This is a genomic window from Alteromonas sp. DYW1 (assembly GCF_059752595.1).
The window spans coordinates 142,757-158,384 of sequence record NZ_CM186038.1 but is presented as its reverse complement, the minus strand read 5'-3'; the positions used below and the strand labels follow the sequence as shown (position 1 = coordinate 158,384).

Genomic DNA, 15,628 nt, shown 5'->3' with positions numbered 1-15,628 from the left:
TAGAAATTATGGTGGCCCTGTTTTTGATCGGCGTGGCTACCAGTATTGTTTTATTCAATGCTTTTTCCGCCAGTGAATCCGATCGCTTGAAGGAACACACCCAGCGTCTCCAAGTAGTGTTTGATATGGCAAGTGATTTCGCCATCCTCAACCAGCAACAACTGGGTTTGTATATTGATGAACAAAACTCCCTTTATCGCTTTGTTTGGTTGGATGAAGAGCAAGAGTGGCAGCCGATAGTCGATAATCCCGTTTTTGCTGAGCAGACACTACCGGAGCCCTTTCGCTTGGAATTGCAACTTGAGGACTTACCTTGGCAAGATCCCGATAGCCTGTTTGATAATGGGATTTTTGACGAATCATTGTCCGTCTCTGACGAGGGTGTAGAGATTGGTGATGAAGAAGAAAAAAAACACCCCCCGCCACAGGTGTTGATCCTGTCCAGTGGCGATATCACGCCCTTCAGCTTACTGTTTAAATACGAGCCAGATTTTGGCCAGGACGCACCGGTTTATTTTCGTTTGAATGGCACTGAGGTCACACCATTAGAACGTTTAGGGCCCCTCACCCAAGCAGAGGCCTTATGAACCAACGCATGCACGGTATGACATTGTTGGAAGTCATGGTGGCACTGTTCATCTTTGCCGTCGCCGGTATGGCAATGATGAAAGCTGCCACCGACCATCTCACTAATGTTGGGGTTGTCGAAGAAATCACGTGGGCAACTTATGTGGCGAATAATCAAATGACACGCGCGCACTTGGATGATCAGTGGCCACCCCGCAATAATCTGAAAGGCAGCGAACAAATGGCCGGGCGCACTTGGTACTGGCAACGCACAGTTAGTAAAACCAATGATGATGATTTGCGTGCCATCGAAATCTCCGTCGGCTTGAGTGAAAACTACGCTGACACTATCACAAGTGTCACCAGTTTTGTGGCGAAACCCAATGACTAGTTGTTGTCGACCACGCGGTTTCACCTTACTTGAAATTCTCATTGCGATGGCTATTTTCGCCGTGATCGGGGTTGCCTCTGCGGGCCTATTGTCACGTGTGATGGATGGTAATGAATTGTCACAGTTACGCTTTTCTGAACTGGAAAAGATCCAACGCGCTATGCTCACTATTGAACGCGATTTATTGCAAGCGGTAGCCCGCCCGGCTCGTATTGAAGGCGATCTAAACGAGGTGGTTATCGCCAGTGGCCGTGCCAGTGACAATAGTGATGGGGATAGTTTAGCCTTCGTTAGAACGGGTTGGCATAACCCACAGTTCATGTTACCTCGCAGCAATATGCAAGCGGTTGCCTACCGTCTCAAAGAAGACCGACTCGAACGAATGTATGGCAACTACGTCGATAATGTGATTGGTTTTGAGCCCAAAATACGCGTGCTATTGGAGCATGTTGAAGACTTTCAGATTAGCTTTTTTATAAAAGCCAAGGGTGCGCCTGAGAGCGAGCGTGATTGGCAAGAGGATTATCAGGGGACTGTGCTACCACGTGCTATCGCAATTGAAATTACCAGCAAAGAATATGGGCTAATCCGTCGCGAGTTCGTGATCAGCGGGGGCATAAGCGATGAGTAAGCAAGTTCGTCCAAAACATGCTCGTGGGGTTGCCCTGATTACAGTACTTATGGTGGTTGCACTGGTAGCTATTCTTGGCACCGAAATGATCACCCGCTTGCAACTGCAAGTGCAGCGTACGGCCAATATCAAAGATGCGAATCAAGCATACTGGTACGCACTTGGTGCAGAACAGTATGCACGCAAATCCATCGGAGAGTTGTTGGAGCTGAGCGGTGATAAGATCCATCTCAATCAACCTTGGTCACAGGAATTTGTTTACCCGCTGGATAACGGCGGAATACAGGCGCAGTTAGTGGACATGCAGAGTTGCTTTAATCTGAACGCCTTAACCTTTAATCAAGAAAACACAGAATTTAGCACGGGTTCACAGGTAACGGCAGAAATGGAGGCGTTCCAGCGCTTACTGCTTACACCCGAACTCATCCCTGGACTCGATAGCTACAGCGCAGACGTTGTGCGGGATTCTCTGGCTGACTGGCTGGATGACAATGATCAGATACGTAGCTTTGGTGCAGAGGATGTGGATTACGAATCGCTGCCTAATCCCTATTTAGCCGGCAATGCGCCGATGCATAACAAAACCGAACTTCGCTTGGTTAATGGAGTGCGGCCAGAATGGATTAATTTACTGATGCCTTTAGTGTGCGCGCGCCCCAATGATCTCGCTATGCAAATCAACGTCAATACCATGACCGAAGAATTGGCCCCCGTTTTAGCTGCGGTGACGGGTCTGGATGTTGAGCAAGCGCGACGTTTGATTGCCGCCAGACCCAGTGACGGTTATGATGACGTAACTGCGTTCTTGTCAGAGCCCGATATAACTGCACTTGAGCTACCCCAGGATCGCCAGCAATGGTTTTCAGTGACTACACAATATTTTATTTTATACACCAAGACCCGTTACAATAACGCCACGTTCGCAATGTCATCCGTTTTTCATGTGGATGCCAATAAACAGGTAACCGTGGTACGCCGAGAATTTGGAGGCAGATACTAACATGGAGCAGCTTATAGTCCGCTTAGGCGGTGACCAACACAGTCCAGTTCATTGGATTGTTTGGTCAGAAAGCGAACAAGAAATTATTGCCTCTGGCGAACTAGAGAATGCGGCTGCGATGGCATCGTTATCTGAACGTGCAGGTTCGCGTTCAGTTATCGCCTTGGCCCCAAGCAGTCATGTATTACTTAAGTGGGTCACGTTGCCACTCAAAGCGAGTCGCAAAGTCCTAGCAGCCATCCCTTATATGTTAGAGGAAGAACTCTCCACCGATGTGAGTGAGCAGTTCTTTGCCCTTGGTCCTAGAGAGGGTACTGAGCAAGCCGTGGCGATTGTTAGCCATCAGCAAATGGCATTATGGCGCGACATGCTAATTAACGCGGGACTGCATTGTGACCGTCTAATTCCTGACGTATTAGCCTTGCCACACAACCCAGATGCCTGGAGCTTACTGCAACTGGGTAATGAATGGCTAATTCGACAAGACGCCTGGGCCGGAATGCAAGGGGAGCACGAATGGCTGCTGCCCGCCATTATGCACTTTGCTAAGCAACAAGAAGATCCGCTAAAAATCTATGACTATAGTGGCGTTTCAGTGGGTGTAACACCCAATGTTGAATGGCATGCACAGACCTTAGATATGCCGATGCACGTGCTTGTAAAAGGCAGTCAGGCGGCAAAATTTAATCTGTTACAAGCCGAGTATAAAGTTAAGAAGCAAGCCAGTGGAACGTGGCGTAAATGGCGCTTAGCGGCCATTCTCGCAATTCTGGCTTTAGGCTTATCGTTAGCAGATAAAGGCATTACCCTTTTACAATTACAACAACAGCAAGACGCATTGAGCGCTGCCATTGATGACGAGATAAAACGCGGATTCCCTGATATTGGTGTGTATCGTGATGTCAAACGTAAACTCAATGATGAGCTGGCAAAACTCGAACAAGGCGGAACCGGTGTCTCTATGTTGGCAATGCTTGAGCAACTAGGTTCAGCTTTTTCTCAGACTCAGGTCAAGCCGCAATCCTTGCGTTATGATAGTCAACGCAGTGAATTGCGCATGCAAGCCGTCGCAGCTAATTTTGAGTCACTAGAGCGTTTTCGTGCACAAGCGCAAGCGGCGGGTTTCACTGTTGAACAAGGTGCAATCAACAACCGAGACAATCAAGTGATTGGCTCAGTGATTATTAAGGGGTAAGTCATGCAGTCACTGATCCAACGCTTTAAAGCACTAACTGAACGCGAGCAATGGATTGTTTTAGTCGCTATTGTTGTAAGTATTGTTGGCCTGTTTTATTTCCTCATCTGGGCTCCCCTGAACAACGCGATCAATCAGTCGCAAGTACAAATAGAACGCCAGCAAGAATTACTCTCATGGGTACAGGCTAGTAGTCAACGCGCCATTCAGTTACGCCGTTCAAATGGTGGCCAACGCAAGTTTACTGGATCGTTACCACAAGCGGTTAATCAAACCACCAGCCGTCTGAATATTGTTATCTCACGCATGCAACCACAAGGTGATGAGCTACAAGTATGGGTCGACGAGGCGCCTTTCGATGCCGTGGTTGATTGGATCCACGCATTAGAAAACATGGGAATTGCAGTATTACAAGTCGATGTTACTGAGGCTGAATCACCTGGGCAAATCAAAATCCGCCGTTTGCAGTTAGGAAAACCATGAAGTCAAAACTTGTTATAGCGCTAACTAGCGCCGTTATCTTTATCTTCTTTTTATTGGTTTATTTACCCGCGCAACAAGTCCTTGGCCGGGTTGAAATGCCGCGTAACATTACTGTAAGTGGAGTATCTGGCACTCTCTGGGACGGCTCTGCCCGCCGCGTCATAGTCAATGGACTCACGATCAACAACGTACACTGGGAACTTTCTGCAATTCCACTATTGTGGGGCCAAGCATGGCTAAATATCAACGCAGGAAGTCAACGGCAAGCCACCGAAGTCTCTATGGCCGGTGAGATAGTCACATCAATTACTCAACCTTTAGTCTTTAGTAGCGATGATTTTGTCTTGTACTTACCGACTGATCAGGTGTTAGCAAATGTCAGCTTGCCCCTCCCAGTAGAGGCTGGTGGGCGTTTTCGGGTGACCTTGAGCGAGTTAGACTTTGATCAGACCTGCCAAGCTTTACAGGGCACCGGAGAGTGGTTGAACGCTAGTGTGCAAGGCACCCAAGGCACAATCCCGCTAGGGGTGTTTAGTGCCCGTTTAGGGTGCGATAACCGCGCGGTTACTGTGAATGTGCAAGAGCCTAACCTGTTTGGTTTAAGCCTTGATGCTCGCGTAGCTTCAATGCGCGATATTGCGGTTGCCGGCAAGTTCAAGCCCGACCCATCGTTACCGCAAGAAGTACATGACGCAGCGAAGTTCTTTGGCCAACCAGATAATCAAGGCTACATTAGCTTTACGCTGTAAAATACCATAATTTCTAAGCCATACAGGGAGTTCAACGATGGAAGGTATCTTTTTCGAAATACTTAAGGTTGGCACAGTACTTTTCATGGCCAGTGTTGTGTTGCATTACACGGCTTACAAAAAAGGAATTTATCGTGGCAAAGAAGGTAATGATGATATCCTTGATGAGCTTGATGACGACCTAGCGGAAAAGAACACCCCTCGAATAACAAAAAAATGGTTGGAGTTTGGTGGTGGATACTATGGCTGCGTTGCCTTTACCCAGTTGATCTTCATTGAATTCAAGCAAATCAGGCAATTTATCGCCGACTGGCAAGGCTGGGACAACCTTGTACAAGGCAGCGGTTTAAATGCCATCATTAGACTTTTAGTGAATGCCTTTGTTGAGCAATTTCATAACTTTGCTGCCGCAATATCTTGGCCCGCACATTACGTTTCAAACTATCCTATTGCGCAATGTTTTATTTTTGTGGTTGTGACCTATGTACTTTTCTATCAAGGGCAATCACTCGCCTGGCGACGATTTAACAGCCAGTAGTGGTTGCTGCATACGCGGGTGGGCGTGTCGCACGGGCTGAAGTATAGCGGATCTTGCAATTAGCAGGATCGGGCGCATCACTGATCCGTACCTCTATTGCTCCCAACTGACCGCCGCAGTTTCCACCAACCCAAGTAAAAGGGGCTTCCGTAACTACGGCTCTCGCAATACCACTGGGATGCGGACACGGGTAACCACATCTTAAGGTAATTGTTTGTCCCCCCATATCCACGGTTGGATCGGTGGCGCAGTCCAGCTTATTCTCTATGCGGGCTTTCATATTCACGAGGTCAGATGCAGTCTTCATGCTGCCTTGTAGGGACTCAATCGAAGCAATCCGTGCATCAGAGCTAAAATTCAGAAAACGGGGGGCTGCCGTTGCGGCTAAGACACCAAGGATTACGATCACTATGATCAACTCGATTAAGGTGAAGCCCTGTTTGTAAGAGTGCATGTTAAACCCTGCCCGCCAGATACGTTAGCGCTATGCTATCAAACAATTTGTTAGCGGCGAAGCACTACGGGCGTTTTTGGTAAAATGCACGAATACGGTCTAGCGATTGCCCAGACGGCATCAATTTCTCAACCATAGGCCAATAGTGGCGAGGGAAAAGTTTGGCTAACCAACGAATGACTTTTGCGTCAGTACCGACCATTATCTCTGCCCGTCCCCGTTGCATACCATCAAGAATGATTTGCGCGGCTTTGTGCGGCGATAACACCAGAGCTCGATTAAACTCCTGTACGCCTTGCTGATACTCACTCTCGTCTAAACCCTCAGCTTTGCGCGATTGCTTGGCAATACGGGTGCGAACTCCGCCTGGGTAAACAATTGAAACAGCCACGTCGGTTTCGACTAATTCATGCTGCAGTGCTTGAGAGAAACCGCGCACCGCAAATTTAGATGCTGAGTAAGCCGTTTGCCCTGGTGGCGCAATGATGCCGAATAGACTAGAGATATTTACAATGTTGGCGCTGGAACGACTTAACAGGTGTGGTAAACAAACTCTGGTCATATGCACGAGTCCAAGAAAGTTAATGTTTATTAGCCAGTTAAAATCGGCCTGACTCATTTGACCAAAAGCCCCCCCAAGTGCTACGCCGGCATTATTGATGAGTACATCCAAGTGACCATGTTCAGACACTACCGTAGTGACCGCCTGTGCAATACTCTCACTGTCGGCGATATCACAATAGTGATATGTCAACTGCTGCCCATCGCCTTGCTTAACTGTGCTCTGTAGACGTTGGTATTCGCTGGCTAAACGTGGCTCATCTACATCCAACATTGCAACCTGATAGCCACGAGCCAAAAGCCCTTCCGTCAACGCCAGTCCTATCCCACTCGCCGCACCGGTAACCAAGGCAACCTTATGCATTGATATCATCCACGTATGAGCTCATAGCCATAATCGTCGCAGTTTCATAGACACTCTGACGTGTGGCTAAGCCTTTGGTTAACACCCCGATAGCCCCGCCTTTTTGTTTAATATTTTGCGTGTTGAAATGTTTATCAATTACCGGACCTAACTCTTTACCTTTCAATAGCTCAGCATAAACAGGACGCGGTAACGGTAGATTACCAGACCGTCCAACCGCCATTTTTTTGCCGTTACTGATAGCAACGTAAGCAAAAGTCGCAGGGCCGTCTTCAAACATATCCACGCCCCCCTCATAAGCCACAATCCAATCAAACGCGTTTGCGTTAAGTTTTAGTTCAGCCAAACACTTGCGTACGCGATTGACAGCGCCTAACCGCGTTTCTGCTTCAGTCATTGGCTGATCGGCTACGCCAGACGGAACTGCAATACCCTGCGCTTCTACATGGGCATTGTCAAACCACTGACCCAGTGCACGCTTGGCTGCGCCAATTTTGACTGGATTGAGTGAACCTACAAATAACCGCTTCATCATGCTCTCCTCGCTGTCTCAACGGTGGTTTTCGATTGGATAGCGCCTAATATCATTAATTAACGTCCGATAATCACTGACCGATTCAAATTCATCAATTTGGCGAGCAGGTAATTGGCTATCTGGATTTTCTACCGCCAGTAAATGCGCAATACCATAGGTTTTAGCCGCGGTTAGAATTGGCACGCTGTCATCGACAAAAAGTGTTTTAGCAGCATCAAAGCCTGTGAACTGTTGCAATTTCTGCCATAGCAATTGAGACTCTTTCGTCACCCCAAACTGGTGTGTGGATATGAGTCGGTCAATATGACTGTCTAACTGAGTGTGTTCAACCTTGAGCGACAAGCTTCCAGGATGCGCATTGGTGACCAGAATGACTTCTCTACCGCTCGCTTTCAATGCATCCAAGAATGGGATGGTATCGTCGCGCATACTGATCAAGTGCTCGACTTCTCGTTTTGCCGCCATGATGTCCATATCTAGGTAATCCGCCCAATAATCCAAACAATACCATTCAATTTGACCATTAATGCGCGCATAATGAGCGAGCATGTCAGCACGACATTTTTCTACCGCTTGTCCGGTCTTCTCAGCAATCTTTTGCGGTAAATGCTCAATCCAGAAATAGTTATCGAAATGCAAATCGAGTAACGTACCGTCCATATCGAGAAGCACGGTATGAATGTTTTCCCAGTCAATATTTGGCAAGTGATGGTCCTTGAATTAGAGTAAGCAATAAAATCAAAACAACGACTGCAATCGATCGGTTCTAAGAACGAAGCAGTACACAATAATAGTAAAGTTTAACTGGTTCAGTTGATGAGTAAAATAGACCCGAACAAACCATTACCTACGATCCACCACCGCGAGATAGTCGCGAAAAGCCGTTTCTTCAATGTGGAGCGGGTTGATCTTGAGTTTTCGAATGGGGCGACTCGTCAGTTTGAGCGCATGGCCGGACAAAACCGTGGTGCGGTGATGATCATTCCGATGCTGGATGACAAACACTTTTACCTGATCCGTGAATATGCAGCTGGCACACATTCGTATCAATTAGGTTTTCCGAAAGGCTTGATTGACCCTGGCGAGACACCATTGCAAGCCGCCAATCGCGAACTGCAAGAAGAAGTCGGCTTTGCTGCCCATCAACTGCATGATATACATAGCGTCGGTATGGCGCCGACATTTTTCAGCTCACGGATGAATATTGTGGTAGCGCAAGATTTATATCCGCAACGCCTTGAGGGCGATGAGCCTGAGCCGCTTGAAGTGATACAGTGGTCACTGGATGACATCGATGAATTGTTGGCACGCGCAGACTTTATTGAAGCCCGCGGTATTGCTGCGCTATTCTTATTACAACGGTGGTTAAAGGAACAAGAGTGATGTCAAATTACAGCAAGGATTTTCTGCTTAAATTAGCCAAAGAAGCGGCGTGTAAAGCAGGTGCTGCTGTACTTGAAATTTATGACTCTGGTGATTACAAGAGTTATGAAAAAGCAGATGAGTCCCCGGTAACAAGCGCTGACTATCATGCCAATGAAATCATCACCGAAATGCTCTCACAACAAACCCCTGACATTCCTATCATGTCGGAAGAGTCAAAGATTGAGCGTCTCTCCGAACGCCAACATTGGCCACGTTATTGGTTAATTGATCCCATTGATGGCACCCAAGAATTTATCGCTCGCAGCGGAGATTTTGCTGTCAACATTGCGCTCATTGAAAATAATGAACCGGTGATCGGGGTGATCTTTTGGCCGCCAGGACAATCCCTGTATTATGCGTCCAAAGGTAATGGTGCCTTTAAAGATTGTCCGGAAGGCGTGCGTCAGATCCATGTTCGCAAGCTCGATGATCCGAGTGAAAGCGTCGTGATTATTGCGATTAGTCGCCGCCAGTCGCGGGAGAAGGTGTTTTCACGCATGAGCGCGAAGCGCGTTTATCAAACCTTACCGCTGGGTAGTTGCTCACTAAAATCCTGCTTTATTGCTGAGGGTAAGGCTGATGTGTTCATGCGTTTGGGCGTTACTGGCGAGTGGGATACTGGCGCCTCGCAGTGCATTATTAATGAAGCCGGCGGTCAAATACTCGCGGCTAATTTTGAGCCATTAACCTACAATCAACGTAATTCCTTAGAGAATCCAGATTTTGTTGTGTTGGGCGATCCACGTGTGGACTGGCACAACATTGTTGAATATTACTAATTGCGGAGTTTGTATGCGTTTGTTACCCATCGGCTTGTTATTTTTATCAACCTCAGTTTTCGCCAACTGGCAACTCGACAATGACGCAAGTACATTGCATTTTATTTCGACGAAAAATGAGCATATTGCCGAGGTCCACACCTTTGACCGATTAAGTGGCGAGTTGAGTGACGCTGGTAATTTGGCAATTAGCATTGACTTAACGTCGGTCAATACCATGATCCCAATCCGTAACACGCGGATGCAAGAGATGTTATTTAACGTCAGTGAATTCGCTCAAGCGACGTATACAACTCAACTACCCAGTAATGTCATGGATCTGGCTACGGGAGAATCAATGCAAGTAACGCAGTCAGGTACGTTGTCACTGCACGGCGAATCTGCCGAGGTCAGTTTTGTGATCAATATTCAGCGCTTGGATGATTCAAAGTTCAATGCCCACACCGCTAAGCCAACCCTGGTAAATGCGAGTCAATTTGGTTTAACTGCAGGTGTTGATGCCTTGCGCAAAATTGCTGGATTAAACAGCATTAGCTATGCGGTTCCGGTAACCTTTTCGGTGACGTTTAAGCAATCAAAGTAACTACCACCTGCCGTATTAAAAGGTACTACTCCTGGCTGCTCAGTTGAAATCTTACCCACTCGATTTTGTCACTGGTAGAATCTTTAAACACCTCAACGTGCGCTAGCAGCGGCCTTGCTAGCGCAGCGAAAGTTGCTTAATCATTTTTTATCCGATTAGCATCAGATAAAAAGAACGGAATACTCCACTCCACGTTATCCTTTGCGTGCAAGAGCTTAGTGATTGTCAGCGTATTTTCACCAGTATTGGCTTGTAACAAGTCAACATAAGCGAAAATGCCTGATTGTCCGGTCCGAGGGTGATCCATGCGTTTAAACTGAGGGGTAATCTCATTGCCATTTAATAGTATTTGATGGTAATACTGATAGCATGCCGCTGTCTTTTCACGCTTGCTGACGTCTTCAGAAAGCTGTAAAGCGTTATTACATAGTGGCTGACTGACCCGTTTCTCGTGACGAAGCACCGGAATAAAAAGTGTGGTCACAGGGCGTTGTAAAATCTCGGCCTCAATTTCAGGGGCAATTAGGTAAGCCGCCTCACTATTATTCTTGGCGTAGAATTCTGTGTAAACTCGAGTGTTGTCTGCAAAGTAGTCATCTTGTAAGAAATAGAGAGCTTTAGAATTAACGGTAAAATAAACTGAGGCAGAGAGTCCGATCACAAAACATCCACTCATCAATACGAACAAACGCTTCTTATTCTTAAAGTTACTCCCGAATGTCATAAGAATTTGTAGTACTGGCGTAAAGAATGGCCCCAAAAAAACCCAGTTTTGAAAGCGGGTAATTTGATAGTAAAGCGTCTGCATACGTTGATTTGCATGAAAGCGCTTTAGATTAGCGATTGCACTGACGATAGATTGAATAATCGCTGTCGCGGCTACAAAAATGGCCGGCATAATCAACAACCAAAATGGCAAGTATGGCTCCAATAAGTTGTAATAAACTAAAAATAGTCCCAACAACACCGCAAAATAGGCGTACATCACCATTAAGCAGAATGCGATCGAAAAAATCACACTGCATTGGTCATCAACTTTATGGATAGAGTCTTTTACCTGCGGCAAAATCGCCAACATTTTCTTCGTATAGACTTCTGAAAACGCACTATTTTTAGTTTCAGTCTCGCTAAATACAGAATTCAGCCCGACTAATCCCACCCAATAAAACCGCAAGAAAAAATGCAGTATAAACATGCTGGTTAGCATGCTAACCGCTAACATCCCAGTATAGGTTGCCACATAGCCGATAAAATATTGAGTCGTTGGTAAATAATCGAGCATTACATACATTAACCACTCAACGACAGCGAATAATTGAAATGACGCAAAAGTGCCGATGGCTGAAACTAATAGCTCAGCTTCCCAACTTTGTTCTTTGAGGCGTTGTAACCAAGATGACTCTTCTATTTGTGTCTCTTCCATGTGCTTTACGATGTGCATTGAAACTGATAGCTACCATGCTATACGGGCTTACATGGTTTTGCCAGCCAAACAATGCTGCGTTCACAGCGGTTAAATGGGTATCGAACCATGAAAAACTGGGGCGTAATTGATAGTAATTATTCTGGCTTTTATCTGCTAGGATAAACAAAAACAAAAAGGCTATCACCATGAAAAAAACCGCCCTTTCCCTGCTCATTTGTTCGTCAATCACCCTAACGGCCTGCCAACCCAATGTGGCAAATAATCAATCAACAACTGGCGCCCCTGATCAGGTAGCCGTACAAGAAGACCAGAACGCCGCATTTACCGCATACAGTGAAGCCTTTATAGAACGGTTTTGGCAGCAGTACCCGGAATATTCTGTATGGGCTGGGTACGGAAAATACGACGATGTGATCCGTATTCCCGATGAAGCGGCGCGAGCATCTGACCGAAATTTTATCGCTGAACAACTGGCTGAGCTTGAGCGCTTCGATTTAACACGCCTGAATGACACCAATACGATCGATTACTATTTAATAGAGAATACGCTTAAGCAAGCCCTGTGGGAGCTAGACACCTTTCAGTCGTATCAATGGGATCCGTCGCAATATAATGTTGCCTACGGGTTTGCGAATATATTAAACAGTCGATTCAAATCTAATCAGGAAAAAGTTCGCCAAGTCTTTAACCGCTTGCAATACGTGCCTGATTTCTACAACGCGGCACAAGCGAATATAACGCTACCAACATTAGAGCATACGCAATTAGCTATTGCCCAGAATCAGGGGGTATTCAGTGTGCTGAATGACAATATCCTGGCGATGCTGGCGGATAGCGATTTGAACACTGAAGAGCAGACGATTTTTGCCGCACGGTTAAATGCCGCAACAGAAGCGGTTAATGGCTATATTGCGTACCTACAAGCCCTCGAAACGGCGTTAGTTGAAAATGGTAACGCGCGTTCGTTTCGGATTGGTGAAGCGCTATACGAGCAAAAGTTCGCCTTTGATATTCAGTCTGGCTACAGCGCTAAGCAAATGTATGAAAAGGCGATGCAGGATAAAGCCGAAGTGACCGCTGAAATGGTTAAGCTGACCACACAATTGTGGCCCAAGTACTTCCCTGACACGCCACAACCTACTTCTGAAAATGAGGCTATAGCCACATTAATCAAACACTTATCGGTGAAGCATGTGCAAAGAGAGAACTTTGTAGCAGAAATCCGCGAGCAAATTCCTATGTTGGAAGCCTTCGTGCGTGAACATGACCTCATTGAACTTGACCCAGAAAAACCGTTGGTAGTGCGCGAGACGCCTGAATATATGCGTGGTTTCGCAGGTGCATCAATCAGTGCTCCTGGTCCCTACGAGAAAAAAGAGAATACTTACTATAACGTAACCCCGCTGGATGATATGACAGAAGAACAGGCTGTGTCGTACCTGCGCGAATACAATCATTGGATCCTGCAAATCTTGAATATCCATGAAGCGATCCCTGGGCACTACACCCAGTTAGTCTATTCAAATAACTCACCTTCGTTGATTAAAAGTGTATTTGGCAACGGGGCAATGATTGAGGGTTGGGCGGTATATACCGAACGCATGATGTTAGAAGAAGGATACGCCGACTTCGAACCAGAAATGTGGCTGATGTACTACAAATGGAACTTGCGGGTTATTTGTAATACCATTTTAGACTACGCCATTCAAGTCAACGGCATGAGTAAAGAAGAAGGGCTAGACTTGTTGATGAATGGTGCTTTTCAGGAGCAAGCTGAAGCCGAGGGCAAGTGGCGTCGTGCCACCTTAAGTCAAGTGCAGTTAACCAGCTATTACAGTGGTTATCGCGAGATTTATGATTTCCGCGAGGCGCAAAAAGCCACATTAGGTGAAAACTTTGATTTAAAGGCATTTCACGAGGAGTTCTTGAGTTTTGGTAGTGCTCCAGTGAAGCATATCAAAGCATTGATGCAATAAGAGCCAACTTTACTTTATGCACCATTCAAGGCTATGGCTTGCTGCTTATCTGGGTAGCAGCCTAAGTTATTTATTTATGGTAATTGGATGGCCAGAGGCGACGCTAGCTTGGCATAAGGCCATCCCAGTCAGTATTTTAGCACTTTGGGTCATAAGAGTTACTGCAACGCCATATCGCGCAATCATTGCAATGGCGTGCATAGCCTCACTGTCAGGTGATTTTATCTTGGCCCTTGATGCTAGTTGGGCATTTACTGCAGGCTTAGGTTGCTTCTTGCTGGCCCATGTCGCCTACACCTCGGCCTTCTGGTGTTTGGCGAAGCATCATCCATGGCCCAAGCTATGTTTACTGGTAGTGATTTATTGGGGTATGTGCCTCATCTATCTAGTACCCAGCGCCGATAACCTTGCATTACCGGTCGGTGTTTATGCTACGGTGATTAGCTTAATGGTGTGTGTAGCATTTAAAACCCAAGATCGTCGCATTATTGCTGGGGCGTGTCTATTTGCACTTTCAGATTCTCTGATTGCGTACGACCGCTTTCTGCATTCATTTGAATTGGCAGAGTTCATGATCATGACAACCTACTACATTGCACAATTGTTATTGATATTGACCTTTGTGAGTCATTACAGAAAACCCCATTCAGCGACTCCATGAAATGCTCGATCATCGTGCTGCTGGCTGGCACTTACAGAAGCTAAGGCTATACTTAGCCGAGTAGTCTCTGCATTGGTAAAAATATGCGCGAATTCAACTGGTTTCTGCCGTTTTTAGGCCTAACGCTGCTTGTTAGTGCGTCTGTAGGTGTTTTACCGGCAATGGCTAAAGAGCCATTGAAAATAGCCTTTTTGTCTGCCGAACCCACGCAAATTGCATCATTAACAGAAACTGTCGAGACATTTGAAGCCCTCTATCCCGATCAAACAATTGAACTCTCTACCTATAGCGATGCTCGGTTTAAAGCAGCGATTAACACATGGTTAACCCGTGGCGAATTTGACATTATTCACTGGCAGGCGGGCGAGCGATTGTTTCGATTTGTTGCGCAAGATTTGATTGAGCCAATAGATACCTTGCTAGATGTTGACACCCTGCGCCTACACTATAAAGACGCTAACCTTAGACAACTGAGCAGTGACGGTCGATTATATGGTTTGCCCCTTGCGGTTTATATTTGGGGTTTTTATTACAACAAATCGGTTTTTGCCACACTCGATCTCGCACCACCGAAAACTTGGCAAGAATTCACGAACGTAGCCCAAACACTAAAACGAAACAATATTAAACCATTGGTTCAAGCCAACGAAAGTCAGTGGGAAACACTTGCCTGGCTTGATTATTTAGCATTAATGCACGGCGGCAAATCACTCCGCAAGAAGATGACGCTCGGTGACTCAATAGGGTCTACTCAGGCCGCAGAATTACTCGCACCGTTAACCGATCTGATCGAGCACGACTATTTTTTTGCACCGGATCATGAGTGGAGTTGGGTACAAGCGGTTGCTGCGGTTGCACGTGGCCATGCCGGTATGACCTTAAGCGGTTTATTTATCGAAGAATCACTAAACAGTGTTCTTGGCAATGAAGTAGGATTTTTTGCTTTCCCAGATAGCCATCGCCACGGCACCGTTGCGCCGCTGGACATGCTAATGATTGCTAAAAATAGTAATAACAAACCTGCCGCCGCAAAATTTTTAGAGTATCTTGCGACCACCAGTTCCAGCGACAAGCTTGCCATGTCATTGGGTTGGCTACCAACATCTACACAGCCTCAAGTCAATTCGTTAACTGAGCGACAAAAACGCGCTCTAGCTACGATCAGCAATGCGCCAATACTGGTTCAATATTTTGATCGGGATACGAATTCAGAGCGCGCCGTAATGTTAGATAAACATTTAGATACGCTCTTCGCATCAAGTAATGCTAAACCTTTAATTGATTATATTAAATAGACGCAATGATAGGGG

Annotated in this window: 19 protein-coding genes; 14 read left to right on the top strand and 5 right to left on the bottom strand. The window is 46.3% G+C overall.

Annotated features, from left to right (window positions below):
- The first annotated feature begins 8 nt into the window (after positions 1–8).
- From AC121Z_RS00740 to AC121Z_RS00705, 8 genes are read left to right on the top strand one after another with little or no spacing between them, the layout of a single operon-like run.
- The gene (locus AC121Z_RS00740; protein ID WP_498128111.1) at positions 9–587 is read left to right on the top strand and encodes a type II secretion system protein GspH; all 579 of its coding nucleotides are present in this window, start codon (positions 9–11) and stop codon (positions 585–587) included.
- The gene (gspI, locus tag AC121Z_RS00735) at positions 584–958 is read left to right on the top strand and encodes a type II secretion system minor pseudopilin GspI (protein WP_498125818.1); all 375 of its coding nucleotides are present in this window, start codon (positions 584–586) and stop codon (positions 956–958) included. The genes AC121Z_RS00740 and gspI overlap by 4 nt, the downstream gene beginning before the upstream one ends.
- Positions 951–1,589 (top strand): type II secretion system minor pseudopilin GspJ, encoded by a 639-nt coding sequence (gspJ, locus tag AC121Z_RS00730; protein ID WP_498125816.1) that lies wholly within the window; start codon positions 951–953, stop codon positions 1,587–1,589. Before gspI ends, gspJ begins: the two co-directional genes overlap by 8 nt.
- Complete coding sequence (gene gspK, locus AC121Z_RS00725) at positions 1,582–2,589, top strand: type II secretion system minor pseudopilin GspK (protein ID WP_498125814.1); 1,008 nt, start codon at positions 1,582–1,584, stop codon at positions 2,587–2,589. The genes gspJ and gspK overlap by 8 nt, the downstream gene beginning before the upstream one ends.
- Before the next feature lies 1 nt (position 2,590).
- Complete coding sequence (gene gspL / locus AC121Z_RS00720) at positions 2,591–3,784, top strand: type II secretion system protein GspL (RefSeq protein WP_498125812.1); 1,194 nt, start codon at positions 2,591–2,593, stop codon at positions 3,782–3,784.
- A gap of 3 nt (positions 3,785–3,787) precedes the next feature.
- Positions 3,788–4,267 (top strand): type II secretion system protein M, encoded by a 480-nt coding sequence (locus tag AC121Z_RS00715; RefSeq protein ID WP_498125810.1) that lies wholly within the window; start codon positions 3,788–3,790, stop codon positions 4,265–4,267.
- Complete coding sequence (locus tag AC121Z_RS00710) at positions 4,264–5,016, top strand: type II secretion system protein N (RefSeq protein ID WP_498125808.1); 753 nt, start codon at positions 4,264–4,266, stop codon at positions 5,014–5,016. The genes AC121Z_RS00715 and AC121Z_RS00710 overlap by 4 nt, the downstream gene beginning before the upstream one ends.
- A gap of 37 nt (positions 5,017–5,053) precedes the next feature.
- Positions 5,054–5,554: a hypothetical protein gene (locus tag AC121Z_RS00705; RefSeq protein WP_498125806.1), complete on the top strand. Its 501-nt coding sequence runs from the start codon at positions 5,054–5,056 to the stop codon at positions 5,552–5,554.
- Here the strand turns inward: AC121Z_RS00705 and AC121Z_RS00700 are convergent.
- The 4 genes from AC121Z_RS00700 to yrfG form a co-directional block, all read right to left on the bottom strand.
- Entirely contained in the window at positions 5,541–6,008 is a 468-nt protein-coding gene (locus tag AC121Z_RS00700) for a prepilin-type N-terminal cleavage/methylation domain-containing protein (RefSeq protein WP_498125804.1), read from the bottom strand. The genes AC121Z_RS00705 and AC121Z_RS00700 overlap by 14 nt on opposite strands.
- Before the next feature lie 64 nt (positions 6,009–6,072).
- Positions 6,073–6,933: an SDR family NAD(P)-dependent oxidoreductase gene (locus AC121Z_RS00695; RefSeq protein WP_498125803.1), complete on the bottom strand. Its 861-nt coding sequence runs from the start codon at positions 6,931–6,933 to the stop codon at positions 6,073–6,075.
- Complete coding sequence (gene yjjX, locus AC121Z_RS00690) at positions 6,926–7,468, bottom strand: inosine/xanthosine triphosphatase (protein WP_498125801.1); 543 nt, start codon at positions 7,466–7,468, stop codon at positions 6,926–6,928. Before yjjX ends, AC121Z_RS00695 begins: the two co-directional genes overlap by 8 nt.
- A gap of 15 nt (positions 7,469–7,483) precedes the next feature.
- Positions 7,484–8,173, bottom strand: coding sequence for a GMP/IMP nucleotidase (gene yrfG / locus AC121Z_RS00685; RefSeq protein ID WP_498125799.1), 690 nt, complete (start codon positions 8,171–8,173; stop codon positions 7,484–7,486).
- Positions 8,174–8,284: 111 nt separating this feature from the next.
- Here yrfG and nudE point away from each other — a divergent pair, with 111 nt between their 5' ends.
- From nudE to AC121Z_RS00670, 3 genes are read left to right on the top strand one after another with little or no spacing between them, the layout of a single operon-like run.
- The gene (nudE, locus tag AC121Z_RS00680) at positions 8,285–8,851 is read left to right on the top strand and encodes an ADP compounds hydrolase NudE (protein WP_498125798.1); all 567 of its coding nucleotides are present in this window, start codon (positions 8,285–8,287) and stop codon (positions 8,849–8,851) included.
- Positions 8,851–9,672 carry a 3'(2'),5'-bisphosphate nucleotidase CysQ gene (cysQ, locus tag AC121Z_RS00675; RefSeq protein WP_498125796.1) on the top strand — a complete coding sequence of 274 codons (822 nt, stop codon included), beginning with the start codon at positions 8,851–8,853 and terminating at the stop codon, positions 9,670–9,672. Before nudE ends, cysQ begins: the two co-directional genes overlap by 1 nt.
- Before the next feature lie 13 nt (positions 9,673–9,685).
- Entirely contained in the window at positions 9,686–10,255 is a 570-nt protein-coding gene (locus tag AC121Z_RS00670) for a YceI family protein (protein WP_498125794.1), read from the top strand.
- A 136-nt stretch (positions 10,256–10,391) separates the two neighbouring features.
- Here the strand turns inward: AC121Z_RS00670 and AC121Z_RS00665 are convergent, their stop codons facing one another.
- Positions 10,392–11,678 (bottom strand): hypothetical protein, encoded by a 1,287-nt coding sequence (locus tag AC121Z_RS00665; RefSeq protein ID WP_498125792.1) that lies wholly within the window; start codon positions 11,676–11,678, stop codon positions 10,392–10,394.
- A gap of 188 nt (positions 11,679–11,866) precedes the next feature.
- Between AC121Z_RS00665 and AC121Z_RS00660 the strand changes: the two genes are divergently transcribed.
- From AC121Z_RS00660 to AC121Z_RS00650, 3 genes are all read left to right on the top strand, one after another.
- Positions 11,867–13,657 (top strand): DUF885 domain-containing protein, encoded by a 1,791-nt coding sequence (locus AC121Z_RS00660; protein ID WP_498125790.1) that lies wholly within the window; start codon positions 11,867–11,869, stop codon positions 13,655–13,657.
- Between the two features lie 76 nt (positions 13,658–13,733).
- Positions 13,734–14,318 (top strand): lysoplasmalogenase, encoded by a 585-nt coding sequence (locus tag AC121Z_RS00655; protein WP_498125789.1) that lies wholly within the window; start codon positions 13,734–13,736, stop codon positions 14,316–14,318.
- Between the two features lie 83 nt (positions 14,319–14,401).
- Positions 14,402–15,613 carry an ABC transporter substrate-binding protein gene (locus tag AC121Z_RS00650; RefSeq protein WP_498125787.1) on the top strand — a complete coding sequence of 404 codons (1,212 nt, stop codon included), beginning with the start codon at positions 14,402–14,404 and terminating at the stop codon, positions 15,611–15,613.
- Positions 15,614–15,628: the final 15 nt, after the last annotated feature.